This is a genomic window from Streptococcus huangxiaojuni (assembly GCF_040930515.1).
Lineage (GTDB): Bacteria > Bacillota > Bacilli > Lactobacillales > Streptococcaceae > Streptococcus > Streptococcus huangxiaojuni.
Genome location: NZ_JBFQEG010000016.1, coordinates 15312 through 41227, shown reverse-complemented (window position 1 = coordinate 41227; position 25916 = coordinate 15312). Strand labels below are relative to the sequence as shown.

The 25916-nt window shown below is 41.4% G+C and carries 21 protein-coding genes; all 21 read left to right on the top strand.

Annotation, left to right across the window (positions count from 1 at the left end; translation table 11 throughout):
• Window positions 1-894: a hypothetical protein gene (locus AB3329_RS08725; RefSeq protein ID WP_368395568.1), complete on the top strand. Its 894-nt coding sequence runs from the start codon at window positions 1-3 to the stop codon at window positions 892-894.
• A gap of 439 nt (window positions 895-1333) precedes the next feature.
• Window positions 1334-3166, top strand: coding sequence for a DUF2194 domain-containing protein (locus AB3329_RS08720; protein ID WP_368395566.1), 1833 nt, complete (start codon window positions 1334-1336; stop codon window positions 3164-3166).
• Between the two features lie 9 nt (window positions 3167-3175).
• Window positions 3176-4597 carry a GT4 family glycosyltransferase PelF gene (gene pelF / locus AB3329_RS08715; RefSeq protein WP_368395564.1) on the top strand — a complete coding sequence of 474 codons (1422 nt, stop codon included), beginning with the start codon at window positions 3176-3178 and terminating at the stop codon, window positions 4595-4597.
• On the top strand, window positions 4585-6015 hold the full coding sequence (gene pelG, locus AB3329_RS08710) for an exopolysaccharide Pel transporter PelG (protein ID WP_368395562.1): 1431 nt from the start codon (window positions 4585-4587) through the stop codon (window positions 6013-6015). Before pelF ends, pelG begins: the two co-directional genes overlap by 13 nt.
• Window positions 6016-6108: 93 nt before the next feature.
• Window positions 6109-7473, top strand: coding sequence for a DUF4832 domain-containing protein (locus AB3329_RS08705; RefSeq protein WP_368395560.1), 1365 nt, complete (start codon window positions 6109-6111; stop codon window positions 7471-7473).
• A gap of 37 nt (window positions 7474-7510) precedes the next feature.
• Window positions 7511-8524, top strand: a complete 1014-nt coding sequence (gene galE / locus AB3329_RS08700) for a UDP-glucose 4-epimerase GalE (RefSeq protein ID WP_368395559.1) — start codon at window positions 7511-7513, stop codon at window positions 8522-8524.
• Window positions 8525-8705: 181 nt separating this feature from the next.
• On the top strand, window positions 8706-9596 hold the full coding sequence (rapZ, locus tag AB3329_RS08695; RefSeq protein ID WP_368395557.1) for an RNase adapter RapZ: 891 nt from the start codon (window positions 8706-8708) through the stop codon (window positions 9594-9596).
• Window positions 9593-10570 (top strand): YvcK family protein, encoded by a 978-nt coding sequence (locus AB3329_RS08690; protein ID WP_368395555.1) that lies wholly within the window; start codon window positions 9593-9595, stop codon window positions 10568-10570. The genes rapZ and AB3329_RS08690 overlap by 4 nt, the downstream gene beginning before the upstream one ends.
• Window positions 10567-11478: a DNA-binding protein WhiA gene (whiA, locus tag AB3329_RS08685; protein WP_368395553.1), complete on the top strand. Its 912-nt coding sequence runs from the start codon at window positions 10567-10569 to the stop codon at window positions 11476-11478. Before AB3329_RS08690 ends, whiA begins: the two co-directional genes overlap by 4 nt.
• 217 nt (window positions 11479-11695) lie before the next feature.
• Window positions 11696-13093, top strand: coding sequence for a C69 family dipeptidase (locus AB3329_RS08680; protein ID WP_368395551.1), 1398 nt, complete (start codon window positions 11696-11698; stop codon window positions 13091-13093).
• Window positions 13094-13362: 269 nt separating this feature from the next.
• Window positions 13363-14871 carry a zinc ABC transporter substrate-binding protein AdcA gene (locus AB3329_RS08675; RefSeq protein ID WP_368395550.1) on the top strand — a complete coding sequence of 503 codons (1509 nt, stop codon included), beginning with the start codon at window positions 13363-13365 and terminating at the stop codon, window positions 14869-14871.
• Window positions 14872-15198: 327 nt separating this feature from the next.
• Window positions 15199-16149: a zinc-binding alcohol dehydrogenase family protein gene (locus AB3329_RS08670; protein ID WP_368395548.1), complete on the top strand. Its 951-nt coding sequence runs from the start codon at window positions 15199-15201 to the stop codon at window positions 16147-16149.
• A 275-nt stretch (window positions 16150-16424) separates the two neighbouring features.
• A complete protein-coding gene (locus AB3329_RS08665; protein ID WP_368395547.1) occupies window positions 16425-17162 on the top strand; it encodes a polyphosphate polymerase domain-containing protein in 738 nt (245 codons plus the stop codon).
• Between the two features lie 136 nt (window positions 17163-17298).
• Window positions 17299-17982, top strand: a complete 684-nt coding sequence (locus tag AB3329_RS08660; RefSeq protein WP_368395546.1) for a DUF4956 domain-containing protein — start codon at window positions 17299-17301, stop codon at window positions 17980-17982.
• A gap of 429 nt (window positions 17983-18411) precedes the next feature.
• Window positions 18412-18750 (top strand): cupin domain-containing protein, encoded by a 339-nt coding sequence (locus AB3329_RS08655; RefSeq protein WP_368395545.1) that lies wholly within the window; start codon window positions 18412-18414, stop codon window positions 18748-18750.
• Window positions 18751-18753: 3 nt separating this feature from the next.
• A complete protein-coding gene (locus AB3329_RS08650; RefSeq protein ID WP_368395543.1) occupies window positions 18754-19059 on the top strand; it encodes a cupin domain-containing protein in 306 nt (101 codons plus the stop codon).
• A gap of 448 nt (window positions 19060-19507) precedes the next feature.
• Window positions 19508-20662: a non-hydrolyzing UDP-N-acetylglucosamine 2-epimerase gene (gene wecB / locus AB3329_RS08645; protein WP_368395542.1), complete on the top strand. Its 1155-nt coding sequence runs from the start codon at window positions 19508-19510 to the stop codon at window positions 20660-20662.
• Window positions 20662-21450 carry a hypothetical protein gene (locus AB3329_RS08640; RefSeq protein WP_368395541.1) on the top strand — a complete coding sequence of 263 codons (789 nt, stop codon included), beginning with the start codon at window positions 20662-20664 and terminating at the stop codon, window positions 21448-21450. Before wecB ends, AB3329_RS08640 begins: the two co-directional genes overlap by 1 nt.
• A 142-nt stretch (window positions 21451-21592) precedes the next feature.
• Window positions 21593-22903 (top strand): glycosyltransferase family 2 protein, encoded by a 1311-nt coding sequence (locus AB3329_RS08635; protein ID WP_368395539.1) that lies wholly within the window; start codon window positions 21593-21595, stop codon window positions 22901-22903.
• Window positions 22904-22911: 8 nt separating this feature from the next.
• Window positions 22912-24015 carry a family 8 glycosyl hydrolase gene (locus AB3329_RS08630; RefSeq protein ID WP_368395537.1) on the top strand — a complete coding sequence of 368 codons (1104 nt, stop codon included), beginning with the start codon at window positions 22912-22914 and terminating at the stop codon, window positions 24013-24015.
• A 372-nt stretch (window positions 24016-24387) separates the two neighbouring features.
• Window positions 24388-25767, top strand: coding sequence for a collagen binding domain-containing protein (locus AB3329_RS08625; RefSeq protein WP_368395535.1), 1380 nt, complete (start codon window positions 24388-24390; stop codon window positions 25765-25767).
• Window positions 25768-25916: the final 149 nt, after the last annotated feature.

Genomic DNA, 25916 nt, shown 5'->3' with positions numbered 1-25916 from the left:
ATGGAAACAAGACTTGGTTTATTTATCCTTATTTTTTATCTGCTGCTTTGTTTAGGCTTCTATCTGTTTATTCGTAAAAAATTTGCCTTTCCGGCCTATTATATAATTTTTATCTGCGGATTACCGGTCATCGGTCTTTTGCTGATTGGGATTACGGCTGCTACACGGCAGGCGGGTTCTGGCAGAATAGACATGGACGATGACGAAGACGATATCAAACAGGAAGGGCCTAGTGACCGGGAGCTAATCCCAAATGATGAAAAAGACAGTAAAAACCTGATTTCTTTGGAAGAAGCCCTTCTTTTGGAAAATTCTGATTTGGCCAGAGATATTCTATTGGATATTATCGGTGAAAATCCGGAAGAATTTTTGGATTTGTTCTACTTGGCCAGACTTAATGAAGATGCTGAGGTTGTCCATTATGCTACGACAGTTATTGCAGAACTGTCTAGGCAGTATGATTTAAAAATAGCTCAGATGGAAAAGGCGCATGCCAAAGAACCGAATAATCTGGAGATTTTATCAGAATACTGTACTTTGATGAACTCTTATTTAAACAATGCATTTGTAACGGGACAGATGGCTCAGTCATTGCGCTTGGACCTGATAGGACTCTTAGAGGAAAAAATTCGATTGAAGGAAAGTTTGGCTGATTATGCTAATCTGGTTGAACATCTTTTGACTGTGCAAAATTATGACCGTGCTCAAACCAATATAGACTACATGATGCAAAACTGGCCCGAAAATGAAAAACCCTGGCTGCTTCAGCTGCAGCTTTTTCTTGGATTGCAGCAAGGAGATGAAGCGGTGGCTTTAGCCCAAAAAATGAAAGAAAAGAACATCTATATTTCTGCCGAAAATAGAGAAATCGTTGACTTTTGGCAGGCGGCATAAAATGAACACGCCCTAAGAGCTGTGCAAAAAAGATATAGCTAAATTTAGAATTGATTTCAAGATAGCTAGCCGTAGACGTCTGAAGGTTTTGTCGTCTTGGCAGCCGACCGTACCCTTCTAGTCGTCTTGGCAGAGGGGCGCAGACGAAATCGAAGATTTCTGGCTTACCGTCATTTTTGCTTTGCTCTTTTAACGGGCTTTGTATCTTGGTGTAATTGAACACGGCCTAAACGCTGCGGGAAAAAGCATGGTCAAAAATAGAACTGATTTCACAGTTAGGCAGCCGTAAACGTCTGAAGGCTTTGTCGTCCTAACGGCCGACCGCACCCTTCTAGTCGTTCTGGCAGGGGTGCGTCTGCGAAATCAGAGATTTCGGACTTACCGCCTATTTTCCTTTTGCGTTCTTAACGGCCTTTGTATCTTGGTGAGGAGTGAGAGAGTGAAAAAGAAAAGAAGGAAAATTTTCCGAAAAGAGGCTGTTTTTGTTCTAATTATTTTTTTAGCTATTACGGGCTTTCTTTTCGTACAAAAAAGAGGAGAAGTCTACAAAGTAGATTCGCAAAATGATACGTATCTCACAGGGGATGTTCCCTCCAGCAGTGAAGTGTTTGCGTCTTTAAGTAAGGATACTTTGCTTATTGTTGATTCAGCAGATCCTTCCAGTCTGGCTGCTCAAGAACAGTTTGAACAGATTCTAAAAGATATGAGAATGGGCTATCAGACTGTTGATGTCGAAAAAGAAACTATTCCTGATTTTTCAGCTTATCAAAAAGTCGTTATTCTGTTATCAGCACTTGATCTTATGCAGGAGCGAACTCCCGATTTAATGGCTTGGGTCTCTGACGGCGGCAATGTTCTGTTTGGGACAACTTTATTTCAAGAGGAAATCTTAAAGGGAATCGATCAGGATTTGGGTGTTGTGGATTCAAAGGCTGAAAATGCAGTAGTTACCAGTGTTTTTATTGATGAAGCTTTTATGATTGGCGGCGGGAAAGCCTATAAAATTGATGAACCCTTTGATGCTGCCAGAACAGTCTCTCTGACTGATGACAGCAAGGTTTATGCTTGGATTGATGATGATGCTAAAAATCCGCTGGTTTGGGAAAAAGACTACGGTTCCGGTCATTTTGTCATTGATAATTTAGGTTTTTATAATAAATCCGTTCGCGGGATACATGCTGCTTCTTACAGTCTGCTGACTGATATAGCAGTTTATCCTGTTATTAACGGATCAACTTATTATTTGGATGATTTCCCTTCTCCTGTTCCAGCTGGAGATGCCAGCTTCATTAAGCGTGACTACAATATGTCGGTCTCAGATTTTTACACCAATGTCTGGTGGCCGGATTTATTGAAGCTCCATGAAAAGTACGCTATCAAGTACACTGGTCTGGTTATTGAAAATTATGAGGACGATACTTCCGGAAACATTAAGCGTCAGGATGATACAGAGAGATTTAGCTATTTCGGCAATTCTCTGCTGGCAAATGATGGTGAAATCGGTTATCATGGCTATAATCACCAGCCTTTCAGTCTGGATAATGTTGATTATGGTGATATTTACCCTAACTATAAAACCTGGGCCAGTACAGAGGCTATGGCGGCGTCTTTGACAGAATTAGACAGTTTTATTAAAGATCTTTTTCCTAATATCGAGACGTCAGTTTATATCCCGCCGTCTAATGTTCTTTCGGCTGAAGGCCGGCAAATGCTGGTCAGCCAGTTTCCTCAGATTAAAAGTATTGCCAGCAATTATTTTTCGGATGACCTTGCTTACAGTCAGGAATTTGAAATTGCCGATGACGGAATGATTGAACAGCCACGGACGGTTTCAGGGACAATTTGGGATGATTACACTAAATTGACAGCTTTTTCTGAATTAAACATTCATTTTGTCAATAATCACTTTATGCACCCTGACGATGCCTTGGACGAAGACCGAGGTGCTGCAAATGGATGGGCAAAGATGATTGAGAGCTTTGAGAGCGATGTTGCCTGGCTGCAGGCATCTGCTCCTGGTTTACGTAATCTGACAGGATCTGAGCTTGCCGGAGCTGTGCAGCGTTATGCTATTTTAAAAGTCAGTCAGACCCAAAATGAGAATCATTTGGCTATTGAACTGGAAAACTTTCATGATGAGGCTTATTTAATGGTTCGGCTTAATAATGATGCCAAACCGGGGTCCGTTTCAGGAGGGGACTTAAGCCATCTGACCGGCAACCTCTATCTTTTGCATGTCAAAAGCGGGACAATCTCAATTGAATTAAATTAAGGAAATACGATGAAAATTTGTTTAGTTTTAGAAGGGTCTTACCCCTATGTTCACGGCGGTGTGTCGACTTGGGCCCACCAGTATATAACTGAAATGAAGGAACATGAGTTTATTATCTGGGCTATCGGGGCCAAGAAGAAGAAACGCGGTCAGTTTGTTTATACACTGCCTGAAAATGTTGTGGAAGTCCATGAAGTTTTTTTGGATGATTTAGATACGGATAAGAATGGAGCGTCTCGCCGCGGCCGAAAACAGCTGACAAAAAATGAATTTCAGGCCTTATCCCAGCTGGTATCCTGTGAGCAGCCCAACTGGTCGACTCTGTTCAAACTTTTCCAGTTGGGACAGCTACACCCAACCGAATTTTTAGAAAGTGAAGACTTCCTGCAAATGGTTAGGGAAATCTGCTCAGAAAAGTATCCTTTTATTCCTTTATCAGATGTCTTTCATACCATGCGTTCAATGCTGCTGCCTCTGCTTTGTCTCCTGACTAAAGAAGCACCAAAGGCTGATCTTTATCATGCGATCTCAACAGGTTATGGCGGTGTTTTAGCAACACTTGGCGGCCATGTTTATCACAAACCGGTTCTTTTAACAGAACATGGCATCTATACGCGTGAAAGAGAAGAGGAAATTATTCGAGCTGATTGGGTCTTACCTTCTATGAAAAAACAGTGGACTGATTTTTTCTATATGCTGTCAGAAGTAATCTATTCACGGGCTGACCGTGTCACCAGCCTTTTTACAAAAGCTCGGGAGACGCAGATTGAAATTGGCTGTGAGCCAGCTAAGTGTCAGGTCATTTCTAACGGTATTGACTATGACAGTTTTTCCAAAATCGCACGAAAAGAAGCTGACGGCTGGATTGATATCGGAGCAGTTATTCGCTTAGCAGCGATAAAAGACGTAAAAACACTGATTTACGCCTTTTATGAGGTATCCTCGCGTCTCCCTAATGTCCGCTTGCATATTATGGGGGGCGTAGACGATCAGGAGTATGCGAATGAATGTTATGCTTTGGCAGACAAACTGCAGCTGGATAATCTTATTTTTACAGGACGGGTCGATATTAAAGCCTATATGGAAAAATTGGACTTTACGGTTCTGACAAGTATTTCTGAAGGGCAGCCCTTATCTGTTTTGGAATCAATGGCTGCGGGGCGGCCCTGCGTAACAACAGACGTCGGCTGCTGCCGGGAACTGCTTGAAGGAAAACCAGATGACTCACTTGGTCTGGCAGGCTACTGTGTCCCGCCGACTTACCGCGAAGGTTTAGCTGAGGCAATGATAAAAATGAGTGAACATCCTATCGCCAGAACACAGATGGGAGCCATTGCTCAAAAGCGTGCTGAGCGCTATTATCAATATCCGCAAATGATTCAGCAGTATCGACAATTATATAAGGAGTATGAACGTTCATGGCAGGTATAGGTTTTGAACTAAGAAAAATTCACAATCGGGAAGGATTGCTGTCGAAGCAGAAGGCTTACAGTTATGCCGGTATTATTTACGGGGGACCGGTTATCTTAGGGATAGCGCTTAATGCTGCTGTTGTTTTTCTAAGCTTCACGGGGAAAATGGATAACAGTCAGCGTGACGGTCTGATGGTCTTGCTTTCTTATGCAATTTTAGCATCCTTGGCAGTGTCTAATCTGTTCTCTTTTATTGTTACGCGCTATATTTCGGATATGCTCTACGAACATAAAACAGAACGCATTTTACCTTCATTTTACGCTTCCAGTGCCTGCGCTTTGCTTCTGGGAGAAATTTTATACGGAACTTTTCTGACTGTTTCAGGTATTTCCCCCTTGGAGATGATTTTGTCTTTGCTGCTGTTTGGGGAATTAACGCTTATCTGGAATGCTATGAACTATTTGACGGTCATTAAGGATTACCGCAGTATTATCATAGGTTTTTTGGCTGCCATTGTCACTACCCTTCTGCTTGGCTTTTTCAGTCTCTCTCTGGCTTTTTCAGACGGCCTGCTTTGTAGTGTTGTTTTAGCTTACGGCCTGATACTTTTGTGGCTGGTTTGGCTTTTAAACCGATATTTTCCTGCTAATCACCGGCCTTCTTTTGAATTTTTAAAATGGTTTGATTCCTTTTTTGATTTATGCAAAGTCGGTATTTATTTGTTTATCGGGCTTTTTGCCCATATTATTGTTATTTGGTTCAGCCCTTTAGGCAGAGAAATGGCAGGCATTTTCCGCAGTGCTCCGGCTTATGATATTCCGGCTATGTTTGCTTTTTTGACCACCCTTGTGTCAACTGTTAATTTTGTGATATCCGTTGAGGTTTTCTTTTATCCGAAGTTTAAAACCTATTACCGGCTCTACAATGAAGGGGGAAATCTTTTAGAAATTGAAGAGAGTGAAGTAGAGATGCTGGAGGTTCTTAATAACGAATTAAAGTATTTGGGTTGGAAACAGTTGTTAGCTACTATTTTGATTATGTTTGCTGGAACGACACTTTTAGATTATTTGCCTCTAGGTTTTAATGGTCAGATGCGGGGCTATTTTCAGACTCTCTGTCTGGCTTACGGTCTTTATGCTGTCGGCAATGCCTATTTGATGGCCTTGCTTTATTTTGCTGATTATAAGGGAGCTAAGAAATGTGCAGGACTTTTTGCTGCGGCTAGCCTTTTCTTGACTATTGCTTCGCAGTTTTTTGATAAATATTTTTATGGTTTTGGCTTTCTTGCAGCATCAGCCTTGCTGTTTATCTTTGCCTCTGCCAGATTAAATGCTTTTACAGAAGACTTACCCTACCATGTGCTGGGCAGACAGCCGCTGAAGCATGCAGAAAAGAGCGGTTTTTTCACACATTTGGCAAACTGGCTGGGGGAATGAAGAAAGAACCTTTAATCGATAAATAGCTTGTTTAAACAGCGGTAATTTAGTATAATGACAGGGATATTTTACTAACTTAGAAAAGGCGGGATAATGAAAAAGAAAGTGCTGATAAGTTTTATCGTTCTGACTGTTGTCGGTTTAAGTTTTTTAATTTCAACTTATTTCATGAAAAGATCTATATATAAAAGGACTTATTCCTATTCGGATAACGTTTTAGCCAATCCCTTGATGGGGTACGCACCATCCGCCCTTGAAGATGTAGTATCTGATGATATCAGCTTAGTGTATGTGGACATTACCTGGAAAGAGCTGGAAGCTGAAAAAGGGGTTTATAATTGGGAAGCCATTGAAGAAGAAAACCAATTTGCCAGATGGCGGGATGAAGGTAAGCACATCGTCCTGCGTTTTGTTTTAGACTATCCGTCTGATGACAGACATCAGGATATTCCTGAATGGCTGACAGATGAGATGGCTGATCCAGGCGACTGGTACCGTTCTGAACTTGGTAAGGGCTTCTCACCGAATTATGCTGACGAAAATTTGATTAGCTATTACCAAAGGGCTGTAGAAGCAATGGGAGAGCACTGGGGAAATGAAGAGCTGATCAGTTTCATTGAACTTGGCGGCTTAGGACATTGGGGAGAATGGCATGTTGACCTTGAGGCTGGTATCAGACAGCTCCCTGATGCATCTGTGAGAGAACAGTATATAGAACCTTGGCTGTCTGCCTTTCCCAAGGCGGATTTGCTGATGCGCCGTTCTTTTAAAGCTGCTGAGAAGTACCAGCTTGGCCTTTATAATGATATGGCCGGCAATCTGACCAGTACCAATGAATGGCTGGACTGGATTGAGTCAGGCGGTGTTTACGACCAAACAGGAGAAAAAGATATTGTGGCCATGCCGGATGCTTGGCAGGAATCGCCAATTGGCGGTGAATTTACCAGCTCTAATACGATGAAGACTATGCTGGTGAAGAATTTAGAACAGACCGTCCGTCTCATCCGGGAGTCTCACACAACTTTTCTCGGTCCTAAAATTGCTCAGAATGTCAGCGATAACAAAAAAGGCTATAACACAGTTTTAAAAAATATGGGCTACCGTTTATGGCTCTCTGCAGCAGATCTGAAGGAGAGCGGCAGCAGTACAAAACTGACTATGACATGGAAAAATTCTGGGGTAGCCCCTTTTTACAGGGACTGGCAGGCTTATGTCTATGTTCAGGATCTTACAGGGAGAGTGGTTGAAAAGGCGGAACTCCCTCTTGAGCTGACCAGTTTGCTGCCGGATACAGAGCAAACAGTCTCCGTAGATTTAACGACAAAAGATGTGGTTGATGCTACTAAAAATCAATACCGTATTTCAATAGGAATTGTTGATCCAATGACAGGCAAAGATACTGTCTATTTTGCAGTGAAAGGTCAGGAAGAGCAAAATCGCTTGGTTTTATTTGAGTGACAGGCGTCCTGCTATTATTTAGAAAATGAGGTAAAATATGTCTATTTTAGTAACTGGAGGTGCCGGCTATATCGGCAGTCATACTGTTGTCGAACTGATTGCAGCGGGATTTGATGTGGCTGTAGTTGATGATTTTTCTAACAGCTCTCCTGAAGTATTAAACAGGTTGAAGATGATTACGGACCGGAAAATTCCTTTTTATGAAGGCTCAATCTTGGATAAAGAGTGCCTAAATCAAATTTTCAGGGAGAATGCGATTGAGTCTGTTATTCATTTCGCAGCATTTAAAGCCGTCGGCGAGTCTGTTGAGCAGCCCTTGAAGTATTATCATAATAATATTACAGGCACTATCACTCTTTTAGAGACGATGGCTGAAAACAGGGTTAAAAACATTGTGTTTAGTTCCAGCGCAACCGTATACGGCATGCATAATCCTTCCCCTTTAACAGAAGATATGCCGACTTCGGCAACCAATCCCTACGGTTATACAAAAGTCATGATGGAACAAATTCTGAATGATGTTGCAGCGGCAGATCCGGAATGGTCGCTGACCAATCTGCGCTATTTTAATCCTATTGGTGCCCATAAAAGCGGTCTGATTGGGGAAGCACCAAATGGTATTCCAAATAACATTATGCCTTATATTACTCAGGTTGCGGTCGGAAAACTGAAGGAATTGAATGTTTTCGGCAATGATTATGATACATCTGATGGTACCGGTATCCGAGATTATATACATGTTGTTGACTTAGCAGAAGGCCATGTTCTTGCTGTGAAAAACAATCTTAAACGAAAAGGAGCCAAGGTCTACAATTTAGGGACAGGGAGTGGATACAGCGTTCTTGATTTGGTTAAAACGTTTGAAACCATCAATCAAGTAACGATTCCTTATACGATTAAAGCACGACGTGCCGGCGATATAGCGATTTGCTATGCTGATCCGAGTAAAGCAAGGGCAGAACTGGGCTGGACGGCTAAAAGGGACTTATCAGATATGGTAAGAGATGCCTGGAGATGGCAAAGCCAAAATCCTGACGGCTATCAAAAATAAGTCTGGTGTTCCTGGTTGCAATAAGAAAGAAAAACACGGCTTTGCCGTGTTTTTATGCTATAATGGAAATTAGAACACAACTTATAGCTGGCTGACAGTAATAAGGCTGCTTCTAAGTCTGACAGACTGAGAGTTCTGCTAAAAACTGCAGTCAGCAACCATATCCAATAAGGAGCGAAATATGCCTGATAATAAAACCAGTCTTGTGATTGTCACAGGAATGAGCGGTGCCGGAAAAACAGTTGCTATCCAGTCATTTGAAGATTTAGGCTATTTTACTATTGATAATATGCCGCCGGCTCTGGTTCCTAAATTTTTAGAACTGGCTGAAACAAGCGATGACAACGACAAAGTTGCTTTGGTTGTTGATATGCGCAGCCGTCATTTTTTTAAAGAATTGCAGAAAATTCTGGATGAAATCGAGCTGAATCCGGCGGTTGATTTGCGCATACTTTTTTTGGATGCGACAGACAGCGAACTAGTCTCCCGCTATAAAGAAACCCGCCGCAGCCACCCGCTTGCCCCAGCTGGCCGCGTCATGGACGGGATTAAGATGGAACGAGAGCTTCTGGCTCCTTTAAAAAATTTAAGTCAGAACGTCGTCGATACGACAGATTTAACACCGCGGGCGCTGCGAAAAACGATTTCAGAACAGTTTTCCAGCGAGACAGACCAATCTGCTTTTCGGATTGAAATCGTAAGCTTTGGCTTTAAATACGGTCTGCCTTTGGATGCTGACTTGGTCTTTGATGTCCGTTTCCTGCCTAATCCTTATTATAATCCGCAAATGCGCGAACTGACCGGACTGGATCAAAAAGTCTTTGATTATGTCATGACGCATGAATCCTCAAAAAGCTTTTATCAGCACCTGTTGGACCTGCTTGTCCCTATTCTTCCGGCCTATCAGAAAGAAGGAAAATCTATTTTGACAATTGCAGTTGGCTGTACAGGCGGCCAGCACCGCAGCGTTGCCTTTGCCCACCGTTTGGCTGAAGAGCTCAAGACCAACTGGACGGTTAACGAAAGCCATCGCGATAAAAACCGCCGTAAGGAGACCGTAAATCGCTCATGAAAAAACCTAAAATAACTGTTATTGGAGGCGGAACCGGCATACCGGTTATTCTCAACAGTCTTCGCTTGGAAGATGTGGATATCACTGCAGTTGTAACTGTAGCCGATGACGGCGGTTCATCCGGTGAAATACGGTCAGCCATGCAGCTGACACCGCCGGGAGACCTGCGTAATGTTTTGGTCGCCATGAGTGATATGCCCAAATTTTATGAAAAAGTATTCCAATACCGCTTTAAAGAGCAAGATGGAGCTTTGGCCGGTCACCCTTTGGGGAATCTGATTATCGCCGGAATCTCTGAAATGCAGGGGTCAACTTACCATGCAATTCAGCTTCTGACAAAATTTTTCCACATCACGGGGAAAATCTACCCTTCAAGTGAGCAGCCACTGACACTGCATGCTGTCTTTCAGGATGGCCACGAAGTCGTAGGAGAAAGTCAAATTGCAGATTATAAGGGGATGATTGATCATGTCTATGTGACCAATACCTATAGCGATGAAGTACCTAAAGCCAGCCGCAAAGTGGTAGAGGCCATTATGCAAAGCGATATGATCGTTCTTGGGCCTGGCTCGCTTTTTACCTCTATCTTGCCTAACTTAGTTATTCCCGAAATCAGACAGGCGCTTGTCGATACTGCAGCAGAAGTAGCTTATGTCTGCAATATTATGACCCAGTACGGGGAAACAGAGCGTTTCACAGATGCAGACCACGTCGCTGTTCTCAACCGTCACCTCGGAAAAGATGTCATTGACACCGTTTTGGTCAATGTTGAAAAAGTACCGCAGGACTATATGGATTCAAATAAGTTTGATGAATATCTGATTCAGGTTGAGCATGATTTTCAAGGCCTAAGCCAGACGGTGAAGCGTGTAATTTCTTCAAATTTTCTGCGCTTAGAAAACGGCGGGGCCTTCCATGACGGAGAATCTGTTGTTGAAGAATTGATGAATTTAGTAAGGATGCGAAAAAGATGACCTTTACCCGGACAGTCAAGGAAGAGATTCTAAGTATACAGACAAACGACAAAAACGAATTGTCGGCAATTATCAAAATGTCCGGCAGTCTCAGTCTGACTGACCACAGCCTTAACTTATCCATAACGACTGAGAACGCAAAGATTGCCAGATATATCTATGCTCTTATTGAAAGCATTTACCATACTGTACCTGAGGTCAGCTACCATCAAAAGCCCAATTTACGCAAAAACCGAATTTATACCGTATTTTTAGCTCAGCAGGTAGCAGAGTTGCTATCCGATCTGAAATTGGCCGATTCATTTTTTGGCCATGCAACTGGAATTGAACCCCATATTTTGGACGATGATGAAGCCGGCCGTTTTTATTTGCGTGGGGTCTTTCTTGCTGCCGGAACTATTCGCGATCCTGAGTCAGGGAAGTATCAGCTGGAAATATTTTCAGTCTATCAGGATCATGCTGAGGATTTGGCCGATCTGCTGCACAAATTTATGCTGGATGCTAAAGTGATTAACCGTAAAAACGGAGCTGTAACTTATCTGCAAAAAGCAGAAGACATCATGGATTTTCTTATCCTAATCGGTGCAATGCATGCGAAAGAGGCCTTTGAGGAAACAAAAATAATGCGTGAAACACGCAATGATTTAAATCGTGCCAATAATGCAGAGACAGCCAATATTGCTAAAACGGTGGCAGCCAGCATGAAAACAATCAGCAATATCCTTAAAATAAAAGAGACCGTCGGTTTTGAAGCACTACCAGCCGAACTCAGGCAGGTTGCCCAAATCAGACTGGACCATCCGGACTATTCTCTGCAGGAAATTGCTGACAAATTGGATACACCTCTAAGTAAAAGCGGGGTCAATCACCGCCTGCGCAAGATTAATAAATTAGCAGCTGAACTGTAGAAGCGCCTGTTGCTGTATAAAACATAAGGTTAAGGGCAGCTGTTCTGTTCCCTTACGGTTGCCGCTGCGTCCGTTTTCCGTTTACATTCAAAAACAGACTGTCTTTTTTGCTTTGCTGTACATATTATGTGAAGTATCAGGAGGGTGCACTCATGAATGAAGCGCCAGATCCACTTGATTTGCATTTCGACAACATTTATCAAAAGGAGAAAACCAAATGGGCTGTACAACAATTTTAGTGGGGAAGAAGGCAAGCTATGATGGCTCTGCCCTGATTGCCAGAACAGAGGATTCACAAAATGGCAGTTTTTGCCCAAAAGCATTCAAGCTTATTCAGCCAAAGGACCAACCTGCTGAATACCAGTCAGTTTTGTCATCATTTAGGCTGCCCTTGACCGAGGAGCCTCTGAGCTATACCTCTGTTCCAAATGCTCTTGCTGATGAAGGCATTTGGGGAGAAGCTGGGATTAATGAAGCGAATGTTGCCATGAGCGCAACTGAAACAATTACCAGCAATGCGCGTGTGTTAGGTGCTGATCCTCTTGTTGCCTCTGGCATCGGAGAAGAAGATATGCTAACCTTAGTCTTGCCTTATATTCGATCAGCAAGGGAAGGGGTTGAGCGTCTGGGAGCCTTGCTTGAAAAATACGGCACTTACGAGGCCAATGGTGTAGCCTTTGCCGATCTTAATGAGATTTGGTGGTTGGAAACCGTTGGAGGCCATCACTGGATTGCCCGCCGTGTGCCGGATGACTCTTATGTGACGAATCCTAACCAGCTGGGAATAGATTATTTCGAGTTTAATAATCCTAAAGACTATCTCTATGCCAGTGATTTACGACGTTTTATTGAAGATTATCATTTGGATTTGACCTATACCCATGAGCATTTTAATCCGCGCTATGCTTTTGGCAGTCAAAGCGATAAAGACCGCCGTTATAATACACCGCGCTCATGGATTATTCAGCGCTTTTTGAATCCCGACGTCCAACAAGATCCTCAGTCTTTTTTCCTTCCTTGGTGTCAAAAACCTTATCGTAAAATAACAATAGAAGATATAAAATATGTCTTAAGCAGTCATTATCAGGATACCATTTACGATCCATACAGTTCTGCAGGCAGCCAGACGAGCAGGCGGCTTTTTCGTCCAATTGGGATTAACCGGACCAGTCAGACTGCTATCCTGCAGTTACGTCCTGATCAGCCTCAGGAAACAAGCGGTATTCAGTGGCTGAGCTATGGCTCGATGCCATTTAACACGATGGTTCCTTTTTTCACTCAGGTAAGCACAACACCGGCATATTTTGCAGAAACAGGAGAGAAAGTGACCACAGATAGTTTTTATTGGACAAATCGCCTGATTGCCGCTCTGGCAGACAGCCGCTTTCAGGAGCATGAAGAGGCTGTTATGGCTTACGTGGAGGAAACTATGGCGCGAGGTCATGCCATGATTAATAAAGTAGATCGTGCTTTGGCTGACGGCCGCTCTGTCGATTTTGAAGCTGAAAACCAAGCGATGAGCGACTTTGTCGAAGAGGCTACTCAAAACCTGCTTAGTCAAATCCTTTTTAAAGCCAGTAATTTAATGACTAACCGTTTCTCTGCCAGTGACTAAAGAGTCAGCTCTAAGTGACGCAGAAACAGACAGGGGCTATCCCTAAATTAGAAACAGAGACAACCGGCATTGTTTGCCGGTTGTTTTGCTATCGCTGATTTCCTTTTTGTTTAGGCAGCTTTCTGGTTTTTCAGCCATTATAATAAAACCAAATTATCTGCTGGCTTTAAAATTATTTTTTAGATTTTGAATAAAAATAGTGACAAACCTAAAAAGTTTTGCTATACTTAACTGGTAAACAATTAACTGGTTAACAAAAAGGAGGCCTTATGAAAAAGCAATTGGTTTGGCTGCTGAGTTTAGTCAGCCTGTTTTTAATCGGTTCAGCTGTATCAGTTAAAGCTGTTTTTGCAGATGAAAAACTGAATCTTGTGACAACTTTTTATCCCATCCATGAGTTTACTAAAGCCGTTGTAGGAGGTGAAGGCAAGGTCACAATGCTGATCAAAGCAGGAACAGAGCCGCATGACTTTGAACCGACCACTAAAAATGTGACAACCATCTCTGATGCCGATGTTTTCGTTTATATGGACGATAATATGGAGACTTGGGTGCAGGATGTCAAAAAATCTTTAGATTTAGATAAGCAGACCGTTATCAAGGCGACCGGAGATATGCTGCTTATGGCAGGCAGTGAAGAAGGTGAAGAAGAAGGGCATGAGGGACACTCTCACGCATACGATCCGCATGTCTGGCTCTCACCAAAGCGGGCAGTAACTCTTGTAGAAAATATCAGAGACAGCTTAATTAAAAAATATCCGGATAAGAGCACTGTCTTTACTGACAATGCCGCAGCTTATATTGAAAAACTTAAGAACTTAGATCAAGATTATACGGAGGCTCTATCTCAGGCTAAACAAACAAGCTTTGTAACCCAGCATGCTGCCTTTGGCTATTTAGCGTTGGATTACGGTCTGGAACAAATTCCTATTACCGGTGTTTCGGCTGAGACTGAGCCCAGCGCGAAACGTCTGGCCAGCCTGACAAAATATGTTAAAAAGTACGATATCAAATATATTTATTTTGAAGAAAATGCTTCCAGCAAAGTTGCAAAAACATTAGCTGATGAAGTCGGAGTTAAAACTCAAGTGCTCAATCCTCTGGAAAGTTTGAGCAAGAAACAAATCGAAGCAGGAGAAGACTATTTTTCTATTATGCAGGCCAATCTCAAAGCTCTGCGATTAACAACAGATGTTTCCGGCAAGACCATTAAGGCCGAAAAGGATACTGAAAAAACAGTGGCCAATGGCTACTTTGATGATGATGATGTAACCAACCGTTCTCTTAAGAACTGGCAAGGTGAATGGCAGTCTGTCTACCCTTATTTGACAGATGGTACACTGGATGAAGTGTGGGATTATAAGGCAAAGGCAAATAAAGATATGTCTGCCCAAGAGTATAAAGCTTACTATACAACCGGTTATCAGACCGATGTTGAAAAAATCACAATTGATGGTAAGAAAAAAACAATCACTTTCCAGCAAAATGGTCAAGAACATACTTATACCTATAAATACAAAGGGTATGAGATTTTGACTTATAAAAAAGGAAATAGAGGCGTACGTTATCTTTTTGAAGCAACAGACGATAATGCAGGAGAATTCAAATATGTCCAATTCAGCGACCACGGCATCACCAGCCAGAAAGCTGAACATTTCCACCTCTACTGGGGCGGAGAAAGTCAAGAAAAGCTGCTGGAAGAGCTGGAAAACTGGCCGACATATTATCCGGCAGATTTAAGTGGCCGAGAAATCGCTCAGGAAATTATAGCACATTAATGCTTGAAAAAGTGCGTCAAACGCATCCATCTAAAAAAAATTAAAGAGGCAGGAACTTTTGTCCCAGCCTCTTACTTTTTGAAAGGAACTGTACCTAGTGCCTGTCACTTTATTTTTATTGATTGTTGGGAGCTCTGTCAGCTGAGCAGCGATGATGTATTTTTTAGTATAAAGTAAAAAAGCTCTGCCTGCTGAGAGTATGGGCTGGCTTATGTTATGCCGTTTGATGTTTTGATATTTCTTTTACTTCTTAGTTCTCTACTTTTATTTACCATTTTTTTCTGCTTATGGTATATTATAAGTAAAAAGCAGAAGGGATATCGTCTTATGAAGGCAGCAGTTGTTTATCAGGCCGGCGGACCTGAAGTTCTTGTAGTAGAAGAGAGAAAGAAGCCAGAGCTTAAGGAAGGCTGGAGTTTGATTAAAGTTCTGGGGTTTGGTCTCAACCACTCAGAAATTTTCACAAGGCAGGGTCTGTCACCCAGTGTTACTTTTCCACGCATCTTAGGGATCGAATGTGTCGGTCAAATTGCGGAAACCACATCTGATGACTTTCAGATTGGTCAAACGATTGTTTCGATTATGGGAGAAATGGGTCGGGATTTTGATGGCTCGTATGCAGAATACACACTGCTGCCAAACAGCCAAATTTACCCTGTAGAAAGCCAGCTTCCTCTGGAGGAGCTGGTAGCTTTGCCGGAGACATATTACACTGCTTATGGAGCGCTTAAAAACCTGCAAATTAAGGCAGGTGATATAACCCTTATCAGAGGTGCTGCATCGGGAGTGGGTATTGCCATGCTGAGATTAATTAAGGCTAAGTTTCCTAATAATCAGGTTTACGGCAGCAGCCGCAGCTTATTAAAAGAAAAGGAACTTCTGCAAAAGGGTTTTGATGGTATCATTGTTGATCAGCAAAATACATTGCAGACGTCGCGGAGCTTTGATAAGATTTTAGAGCTGATTGGACCGGCTTCGATCAAGGATTCTTTCAGTCATATTAATGAACATGGCATTGTCTGTTCTAATGGCCAGCTTGGCGGGAAGTGGTATTTAGAAGAATTTGATCCGATTATGGAACTCAAAAACAACAGCTATCTGACCAGCTTTTATTCCGGCAGTGTCAGCCAAAAAGGGATACAGGAACTGCTGGATTATGTCAGTCAATATCATGTTGATGTCCGACCCGAAAAAATTTTTTCACTGGAGCAGATTGCTGAGGCACACAGCTATCTGGAAAGCCGCTCAGGATTAGGCAAAGTGATCGTTCTTAACTAAATTGTAAAAGACAGTTATCTAACTGTCTTTTTTGTTTAATAAAAAAATAAGGAAAAGGCTGTATTCTAATAAACATGATTTCATTCATTCGGTAATATTCAGATAACATCATAAGTTATGCATGCTTACAATATGAGCTTTAAGCTTTGTGTTGGAAGAACTCTGAGGAAAAGCAGTTTTGCTTGGATCAGGCACTGTCTTTTGAAGTCACTGAATATTAGTTTTGTGTTTGATTTATTTAAATAAACTGTTGTTAGAAATAAAGGAGAACAAACATGTCTAAAGAATTTGAAACCAGTTTTAAACGTATTGAAACGAAATATATTGTAAACGCAGAGAATGTCTCTTCTTTGCTTGCAGACTTGAAAGAATATCTGGTCGAAGATGATTTCCCCAGATCCACTATTACCAATATCTATTTTGACAATCAGGATTTTCAAGTCATACGTGATTCTATTGATGAGAAAAACGGCCGCGAAAAAATCCGTATGCGGACGTATGCGGATAATCCAACAGCAAACAGTCGCGTTTTCCTTGAATTGAAGAAAAAAGACGCCAAAGGTGTCGGTCACAAGTACCGCATTGCATCAGACTTATTTTCGGTTCTTCAGTTCATGGAAGACGGGAAAACAACCAATGCAACGGTCGATGACAAAGAGCTCATTAATGAACTGACAGCCTTAAAAGAACGTTACAACAACTTGGTGCCCAAAATGTATATCTATTATGAGCGTTACTCTTTAAAAGAAAAACACTCTATCGAAGGCTATCCACAGACAAAAGTCCGGGTTACAATTGATCAAAATCTAATTTTCCGCGACTATGATGTCACTATGCTGACAGAGCATTATGGGAGAGATTTAGTCGGAGAGGGGAAAGTGATTATGGAAATTAAGGCGCCGGGAGAACAGCCGGCATGGCTTCAAGAGATTTTAAAAAAGCATCAGATTGAACCGATTTCTTTTTCAAAATACGGCACAGCTTACCGCAAGTCACAAGGAATTTTGCAATAGCAGAAGCCTGATTTACTGTTCAAATGACTAATAGAGTTTTATCGCTCTGACAATATTCACCTGTCAAGTAAAGGCTTTTACTTGCTACAGAATTATATGAGCTTAAACATAAGAAGAAAGAAAGGACGGCAGAGAAATGACAGAATTATTTGACAGTGTTTACACACAGACAACAGCAGCAGTTGAGCCACGAATGCTTTTCTTATCTTTGATAACCGGTCTTATTTTAGGAGCAGCTCTAGCCTGGGTTTACAAATACCGCACTTTTTATACGAAAGAGTTTGTTGCCACCCTGATTTTACTTCCAAGTATTATTAGTTTAATTATCTTTTTGGTTAACGGCAGCTTAGGAACCAGTGTGGCGGTCGCAGGGACCTTCAGTTTGGTTCGCTTCCGTTCAGCAGCCGGCGGGGCCAGAGAATTGCTTTCACTCTTTCTGGCAATGGCGATCGGTCTGACTGTAGGTATGGGCTACCTTTTGCTGGCTCTCCTGTCAACGGCACTCTTTCTTATCATTTGGCTGCTTATGGAAAAATTTTCTTTATTCAATACCAAACAGACCAGACGGTATCTAACGGTAGAGGTACCTAAAGAAAAAGAAGAAGAGATGCGAATCAGCACCATCCTTAAGAATAGCTGCAATAGCTCAGACCTTATTTCTGTCAGCAGTTCTAAGGAAGGAAGTTACTTGCGTTTAGATTATGAGGTTGATTTAAAAGATGGTGTGGACGATTATTATCTAACTAATCAGCTGATTCACAGTGTTAACCGTATTGACCTCTCTCTAAGCAAAAAACTTAAGAAGAAAAAGAATCTTTAATGATTTAGAACGTTTCCAGCTGAAGGCTTTGCCGCCTTCACATCCGACTGCCCCCCTTCTAGTCGTTTTGGCAGGGGTGCGTCTGCGAAATCAGAGATTTCGGACTTACCGCCTTTTTGCTTTGCCTTTTAACAGGCTTTGTATCTTGACGAATTGAACACGCCCTAAACGCTGCGGGAAAAAGATGTCCTGACTTAGAATCTGTCGATTCGTCAGTCAGTCCCCTATTTTCCTTTTGCGTTTTTAACGGGCTTTGTATCTTGACTGGGAATTGTGGTAAAATAAAATTATCTGTTAAGGCAGTGTAAGGACTGTTTGGCAGTCAGTGGGCTAGAGGTTTGAAATTGGCTGGAGTAATGGCCCGTCTTTAACTAAGCGGGCAAAATTGTTTTCCAGTATTCATTCTGTGTAAAAAAAGGAAGTATGATAATGGCTTATATTAATAAAATTAAACAGGCACAGGTTCTTGATTTAAAAAAAGAAGTTCCTATAGAAGAAGATCAAATACTGTCTTGTACCTTGGTGCAGCGAAAAGATTTGGGACTGACTGTATTTTCACTGGACAAGGGGCAGGAAATCGGACGCCACACTGCATCAGGAGATGCGATGGTTAATATTTTAAGCGGCAAGGCTAAGATCACGATTGATCAGGATGACTTTATCGTCAGAGCCGGTGAAACGATTGTCATGCCGGCAGATATCCCCCATTCCCTGTATGCAGAGGACGCTTTTCAAATGCTGCTCACTGTCGTTAAGAAAGAGAATTGAATCATGAAAATTAATCTCAGTCAGATGGTTCGGTATCATGATGCTCAAATTACCAGCCGCTCTTTATCAAAAAAACTGGGTCTCAGCAACTCGATAATGATTTATGCTATGGATAAAGGGGAGACAATAAGCAGTGAGAACAGTCTGCGAACAAAAATTATTCAGGTTTTAGATGGCCGTTTAGAGGTAGCACTTGCTGACGAAACAGCGCAGATTTTATCCAAACAGGATTTAATGGTTATTCAGCAGCACCAGACTCACGCTTTTAAAGCCATACAGAGAAGCCAATTTTTACAGATAGAATTATAGGAATTTAAGCTGGGTGTGCCGGCAAATATGATGGCAGTAGACAGTCAGGGAATAAGACAGGTGTTAAAAACCTCGAATAAATACATGTAAACTCTTAGAAGTGTTGTGTTTATCAGCATACTTTTAGGAGTTTTTTTTATTGGGCAAAAAGGAAAAGGCAGAATCTTTTTCTCAGAAAGAAGAAGTTATTATTACAACTTTATAACAAAAACCTTAATTATTTATCCCAAAATGCTGTATTATCAAGGATTAAGAAGGGAGCAGCAAAAAAATAAAAAATATAATTTTTAACCAATCAGAAATATAAGAATCATTTGTTTTTAATATTTCTGTGAGATAATCACAAAAGTGCTTTTTGAGCTTTGATTATCAAGGTGTTCCGTTTAGTAACAAATTAACCAAAGTGTAAAAAAGACAATCAATTTATAAGGATTATTCTTATTAAGCTATGAAAAAAGTAAAAGTAATGCTTGTTTTCGGAACAAGACCGGAAGCGATTAAAATGGCTCCTCTTGTACATCAGCTAAAGAAGCAGAACGATTTTTTTGAGACAATTGTCGTTGTTACCGGCCAGCACCGAGAAATGCTGGATCAGGTTTTAAAAGTCTTTGCCATCACAGCAGACTACGATTTGGACATCATGGAAGCCAATCAAGGTTTAACGGATATCACTGCTAATATTTTTACGGCTTTGGATCCTGTTTTAAAAGAAAGCAGGCCGGATCTTGTGCTGGTTCACGGAGATACCACAACAACTTTTGCTGCTGCTACAGCAGCATTTTACAATCAAATTAAAGTCGGCCATGTCGAGGCCGGGCTTCGGACTTGGGACAAATATTCTCCTTTTCCTGAGGAAATGAACAGACAGCTGACTGATGCTGTAGCAGATCTTTATTTCGCTCCGACTGAAGAAAGCAGGCGGCACTTATTAAAAGAAAACCGTCCTGAGGAGACCATATTTGTAACAGGTAATACGGCTATTGATGTCTTGAGCCTGACTGTTAAAGACGGTTACCGCCATCAGCTTTTGGACAGCCTTTCTCCTGACCGCAAAATGATTTTGGTGACCATGCACAGGCGTGAAAATCAAGGGAAACCCATGCAGCAGGTGTTTAGGGCTCTCAGAGAGATTGCAGATTCTTACGATGATATTGATATTGTTTATCCGGTTCATCTCAGTCCGGCAGTTCAAAAAACAGCTCAGGACTTTCTTAGCGGCCATGATAAGATTCACCTAATTGCCCCTTTAGATGTTGCTGACTTCCATAATTTTGCTGCCAGAAGCTATTTCATTATGTCTGATTCAGGCGGTGTACAGGAGGAAGCGCCGTCTCTGGGGAAACCAGTACTTGTTTTGCGTGATAGGACAGAACGTCCTGAGGGTGTTTCGGCAGGAACCCTGAAGCTGGTTGGGACAGAAGGTCAAAATATTAAAAAAGCTGTAACAGAGCTGCTGACAGATTCAAAAAGCTATCAGCGGATGGCTCAGGCGGCTAACCCCTATGGTGATGGGGATGCTGCCAAACGCATCACACAGGCCATTGCTTTTTATTTCGGTCTGTCGGATAACCGGCCTCTTGATTTTGGAATTAAGGAGTCATAATGTATCAAAGAAAGTATCTTATTTTAGAAACATTGGGCCTCGTCTTACTGAGTGGGGCGATTGTTGCCTTTACGCTTACTCTGGCCGACGGCTTTTTATATGAAATTGTACTCCTGCTTATCCTTGCTTTGCTGAGTGCCGTTTTTCTCAGTGATATGATGGCAACATGGCTTACTTTATTTTCATTGGCGCTCTCGACCATTATTTTAGTAGCCGGTGTTGTTTATATTCCGCTTTATCAGAGACTTTTGCTTGCTCTTACCTTTCCGCTTGTTCTGGGGTTGGCTAAACGGCTGGCCTATCAGCACCATCTGCGCCTATCCAAAGTCAAAGATGAAACACAAAAAGCCTATCATTATTATCAGGATTATGCTGCAATGATTGAGACTGAAAGTGAAGAAGAACTGCAGATTTATCTGATGCACTGGGCTCACAATGACTATTTTGAGCAAATTCATTCTAAAGAATTCCGCCGAATGCTGAAACGAATCAAGATGACATTGCACAGATACTGCAATTACGGTTCAAAGATTTTTTATTTATCGGATGGTGATTTCATTATCTTTTCTTCCGATAGTAATGATAGTTTTCAGACATTTTTTCAAGAACAGGTTTTGCCTGAGTTAGCAACTCTGCATTTTCGCAACACCAAGAGTGTCCACGAAATTCAATATCAAGGTGGCTATCTTTTGCTTAATAAAGCTAATCTGCATGACTACCAAGATTTTGACGATGCCCTAAACCATTTGCTCAGACAACTGGAAACTGATATTATTGTAGAATATTAACAAGGAGCTTCTATGTTAACGGATATTTTTTTCATTTTTGCTTTAGTACTGAGTTTGTTTTTTGCGGGCTGTTTTTTAATTTTATTTATTTGTTATCTAGTTATTTATAATAAAGTCAATAAAAACTTTAAGGTGGTTAAACATGATTAGTCAGATTATTATGATTGTAACGCTGGTTTCAATCTGGTTTTCACTGGCCTGGAGTCTGATGACTCTATCTTCAGCTACACATTTTTGGCTGAAACACAGTAATTTTAAGGTTAATACTGATCCTTTAGAGGAGTATCCTGTAGTAACAATTGTTGTTCCTGCACATAATGAAGATGTCGTTATTGCACAAACAGCCAGTGCGATTTTGGATATGAACTACCCTCACGATAAAGTCGAACTTTTGCTGTTCGCGGATAATTGTGATGACAATACCTATTCAGAATGTCTGAAGGTAGAAGCACTGCCTAAGTATGCCGGCAGGGATATCACGATTATTGACCGAAAAGGGACAGGCGGAAAAGCCGGAGTGCTTAATGATGCTTTAAAGATGGCTAAAGGTGATTATATCTGTGTCTATGATGCGGATGCGATGCCTGAAAAAAATGCTCTCTACTTTTTAGTTAAGAAAGTTTTAGAAAATCCTGACCGTCATGTTGCTGCCTTTGGCCGCAATAAAACACGCAATGCTAAGCAGAATTTTTTGACACGCTGCATCAATCAGGAAATTGTTGTTACTCAGCGTATTCAGCACGTCGGCATGTGGCATCTGTTTAAAATAGGCCGCATTCCGGGTACAAATTTCATTATTAACCGTGAGTTTGTCGAAAGTATCGGCGGCTGGCGCAATGGTGCTTTAACAGAGGATACAGATATCTCTTTTAAAATTATGCAGAGTGGAAAACTGATTGCACTTGCCTATAATTCTGAAGCCTTTCAGCAGGAGCCTGAGACAGTAAAAACTTACTACATGCAGCGCAAACGCTGGGCAAAAGGCAATTATGAAGTCGTTCTGGCTAATTTTAAGCACCTTTTTGATAAAAGCAATTGGCGGGTAAAACTGGAAGTCTTTTACTATTCTTGTACGTTCTTCTGGTTCAATGCAGCCATTATTTTGTCTGACCTTGTTTTTCTGGCTAATATTACGGCTATGGGGATTCATCTGTTTGTTCCAGATGTTCGGCTGCCTTTTACCTTTGATTCAAGCAACATCTATATCACCCAGCTAATGCTCTTTAATTGGATATTGATGATTTTACTTTATCTTTTACAAATTAACATTTCCTTAGCCACACAGTTTGGACAGGCTACAGTCAGACAGGTGTGGCTGGCCTTAGCTGCCTATTTTACCTATGCGCAGCTGTTTATTATAGTATCTATAGATTCCGTTATCTCAGTAACTTTGGATAAAATTTTCCGGCGTGATGGGACGAAATGGGTTAAAACAAAACGATTTGCAGGTTAGGAGAAGATGTGAAGCGAACAAAATTTAGATTTATTTGGTTTACAGCGGTTTTAGCAGCCTTAGTAGCTATTATGTTTTATGCCAGAAAGGACAGCACAAGCATTTTGCAAAAAAACAGCTATAAGGAGTGGCAGCAGCACTTTGTTGTTGCAGGCCAGGATTATGCCTATGTCAAAACAAGCACGGACAAAGACAAAGATATTGTCCTGTCCGAAGCACAGGGCTATGGTATGCTGATTGCAGTTGATGCGGCAGAAAAAGGTCAAGCGCAGCAGACAGATTTTGAAAAACTGTACCGCTATTACCTTTCTCATAGGGAAGGAGAGACTCAGCTGATGTCCTGGCGGCAGACAGTTATTGACAATCAAGTTGGTGCTGAAGCTAATAATGCCACAGATGGCGACCTTTATATTGCCTATTCTTTGATAAAAGCGGCGAAACAATGGCCTAAAAAGTCTGATGAATACCTGCAGCAGGCTCAGGCGATTTTACAAGATATTCTGACATATAATTATAACAGCGAACAAAAAATTCTGACTGTCGGCAACTGGGCGGCTGCTGACAGTAAATTCCATAATCTTGTCAGAACATCGGACATCTTACCAGCTCAGTTTCAGGCTTTTTATGATCTTACAGGCAACCAAGACTGGCTGACGATTAAAGATTCAATGCTTTCCAAATTAGAGACTATCAGCCGTCAATATGAAACCGGACTTATTCCTGATTTTATTTGGGTTGACGGCGATTCAGTATCTCCTGCAGCGCCCAACGATATCTCAACAGAAAATGATGGGGACTATTCATACAATGCTTGTCGTCTCCCCTATAATTTAGCTCAAAGCAAGGATGATAAGAGTCAAAAAATAGTAACAAAAATGCTGGACTTTTTTATGGAGGAAGACAGTATTAAAGCAGGTTACAGTTTGGAAGGACAGCCTTTAAATCAGTATCAGGCCTCCAGTTTTTCCGCTCCGGTTTTTTATGCGGCAAATAAAAATAATGATTACCGCAAACTGGTTCAGCAGAACAAATACATTTTCATGACTGAACTCTCTTCCGAAAATTACTATGAAGCAGCTTTAGTCACTTTAGTCGCTTTAGAATCATTATAATATCAAAAACTCTTGGAGAAAGCCTAGTCGGCCGACCTCTCCAAGAGTTTTTTTAAAATAAGATACAAAGCCCGTTAAGAACGCAAAAGGAAAATAGGCGGTAAGTCCGAAATCTCTGATTTTGCAGACGCCTTCTTCAAGTGTATTTGTCTTCTTCTTTGTTTCAGGCTCAATGAACAAAAAGTGATAATTTGAATGAGCAAATGATTCATTTTTTAGATTATTAGAAGTATGAAACATTTTGGTTACAAATATTACATAACGTTTAGGAAACCTCAAGAAAGATTGTTTCTTTGTTATTTCTATGTTAAAATGGCAGGTATAGATGTTATTGCTACATCTATATTTATAAATAAAGAGGTTTTAACAATTATGGAAATGAAGCGAAAACTTTTAAGTTTACTTACATTTTTAGTGGCTTTAATAGGGATCTTTTCATTAAGTCAAACAGTTAAAGCAGAGTCGGTTACAAATTATACTAACACGGCTACTGTGACGAAAGAAGACGGGACTTTGCTGTCAGAAAATGCTTCGGTAGGTTACTGGGAGCCTTTAGCGGTTAGTAACCGTATCACTTTTCCCGATGAACAAGCTATCAAAGCAGGAGACACTTTAACGCTCAAATTGCCTGAGCAGCTGAGTTTTTCCACCACTATACCTTTTGAGGTCATGCATGACAGCGGTGAGTTAGCCGGTCAAGCTATTATTAATTCTGAAACAGGCGAGGTTACTGTGACCTTCACTGATATCTTTGAACGCCTCCCGCTTGATAAGCAAATGTCTTTAAATTTCAATGTGCTGGTCAATCACGATACAGTTCCTACGAATACCCCTATTAATATCACTTATGAAGGAATGGTTTATCCGCTGATAGTGGAAGAACATACGGTGGTACCTGTCAGTCCTGTTATTACTAAAACGGGCTATCAGGATAATCTTGATTCCAGTATCATCCACTGGCGTGTTTTAATTAACAGTCAGCAAAGTTCAGTTGAAGATCTGACGATTGCTGATACACTTGGCGAAGGTCAGGAACTGATTCCGGAATCAATGACTGGTGTTCAGGTTCAGTTTGTTGACGGGGATCCAGTCGATTCACTTGATGAGGCGGCTTCGCGTCCTTATCATTATGACTTTTCAGCAGGTATTACTTATACAAATGATGCGTTAGGAAAAACGAACGGTTTTACCTATACTATAGGAGGGACCAGTAACAATGCGGTCTTCCTTTCCTACAAGACGCGTTTGACTTCTGCGCAGGCTGCTGGCACGGATATGACAAATTCTGTTGCGATTTCAGGTCAAAATGTTACCTATACCACTGAGACAGGCTATGCCCGTATTGAAGCTGCTTACGGCAGTGCGTCATCAAGGATTCTTCCTAATGTGTTTGAGGAAACAACAACGACTACGCAGACAACAACAGAAAATGCAACGACAACTTCAGCACCAACAACAACAGAAAATACTGAAACAACAACAGCAGGGACGACAACGGAAAGTCCGGTAAGCACATCAGAATCAGCTACAACAAGTCCAACCAGCAGCGGTTCTGAAAGCACTGATACAACAAGTTCAGTTTCTGAAGGCAGTCCAGCAGCAACAACTGTCTCATCACAAGCTAAAAAAGCCAAGAAAGCTTCTCTTCCTAGCACAGGTGATGAAAACAGGTTTTTACTGCCCGCCATTGGTGCCATTGTAATCAGTGTTACAGTTTGGTTTTTCATTGGCAAAAAAGCTAAGAAAAATTAAGGATTACAATTTACATAAATGATAAACGAGGCTGGGACTTTTGTCCCTGCCTCGTTTCATTTTGCTGCACAAGGAATAACGACCTCCTACTCAACTGTGCGGAGGAGGGACAAAATTTAGCTGCCTGCAGCTGAAATGATAATAGCAGA

What these genes read in the sequence shown, in the direction of transcription:
- AB3329_RS08725 (WP_368395568.1), top strand. Translation starts at nt 1, where the DNA reads ATGGAAACAAGACTTGGTTTATTTATCCTTATTTTTTATCTGCTGCTT.
- pelF (WP_368395564.1), top strand. Translation starts at nt 3,176, where the DNA reads ATGAAAATTTGTTTAGTTTTAGAAGGGTCTTACCCCTATGTTCACGGC.
- pelG (WP_368395562.1), top strand. Translation starts at nt 4,585, where the DNA reads ATGGCAGGTATAGGTTTTGAACTAAGAAAAATTCACAATCGGGAAGGA.
- AB3329_RS08705 (WP_368395560.1), top strand. Translation starts at nt 6,109, where the DNA reads ATGAAAAAGAAAGTGCTGATAAGTTTTATCGTTCTGACTGTTGTCGGT.
- galE (WP_368395559.1), top strand. Translation starts at nt 7,511, where the DNA reads ATGTCTATTTTAGTAACTGGAGGTGCCGGCTATATCGGCAGTCATACT.
- rapZ (WP_368395557.1), top strand. Translation starts at nt 8,706, where the DNA reads ATGCCTGATAATAAAACCAGTCTTGTGATTGTCACAGGAATGAGCGGT.
- AB3329_RS08690 (WP_368395555.1), top strand. Translation starts at nt 9,593, where the DNA reads ATGAAAAAACCTAAAATAACTGTTATTGGAGGCGGAACCGGCATACCG.
- whiA (WP_368395553.1), top strand. Translation starts at nt 10,567, where the DNA reads ATGACCTTTACCCGGACAGTCAAGGAAGAGATTCTAAGTATACAGACA.
- AB3329_RS08680 (WP_368395551.1), top strand. Translation starts at nt 11,696, where the DNA reads ATGGGCTGTACAACAATTTTAGTGGGGAAGAAGGCAAGCTATGATGGC.
- AB3329_RS08675 (WP_368395550.1), top strand. Translation starts at nt 13,363, where the DNA reads ATGAAAAAGCAATTGGTTTGGCTGCTGAGTTTAGTCAGCCTGTTTTTA.
- AB3329_RS08670 (WP_368395548.1), top strand. Translation starts at nt 15,199, where the DNA reads ATGAAGGCAGCAGTTGTTTATCAGGCCGGCGGACCTGAAGTTCTTGTA.
- AB3329_RS08665 (WP_368395547.1), top strand. Translation starts at nt 16,425, where the DNA reads ATGTCTAAAGAATTTGAAACCAGTTTTAAACGTATTGAAACGAAATAT.
- AB3329_RS08660 (WP_368395546.1), top strand. Translation starts at nt 17,299, where the DNA reads ATGACAGAATTATTTGACAGTGTTTACACACAGACAACAGCAGCAGTT.
- AB3329_RS08655 (WP_368395545.1), top strand. Translation starts at nt 18,412, where the DNA reads ATGGCTTATATTAATAAAATTAAACAGGCACAGGTTCTTGATTTAAAA.
- AB3329_RS08650 (WP_368395543.1), top strand. Translation starts at nt 18,754, where the DNA reads ATGAAAATTAATCTCAGTCAGATGGTTCGGTATCATGATGCTCAAATT.
- wecB (WP_368395542.1), top strand. Translation starts at nt 19,508, where the DNA reads ATGAAAAAAGTAAAAGTAATGCTTGTTTTCGGAACAAGACCGGAAGCG.
- AB3329_RS08640 (WP_368395541.1), top strand. Translation starts at nt 20,662, where the DNA reads ATGTATCAAAGAAAGTATCTTATTTTAGAAACATTGGGCCTCGTCTTA.
- AB3329_RS08635 (WP_368395539.1), top strand. Translation starts at nt 21,593, where the DNA reads ATGATTAGTCAGATTATTATGATTGTAACGCTGGTTTCAATCTGGTTT.
- AB3329_RS08625 (WP_368395535.1), top strand. Translation starts at nt 24,388, where the DNA reads ATGGAAATGAAGCGAAAACTTTTAAGTTTACTTACATTTTTAGTGGCT.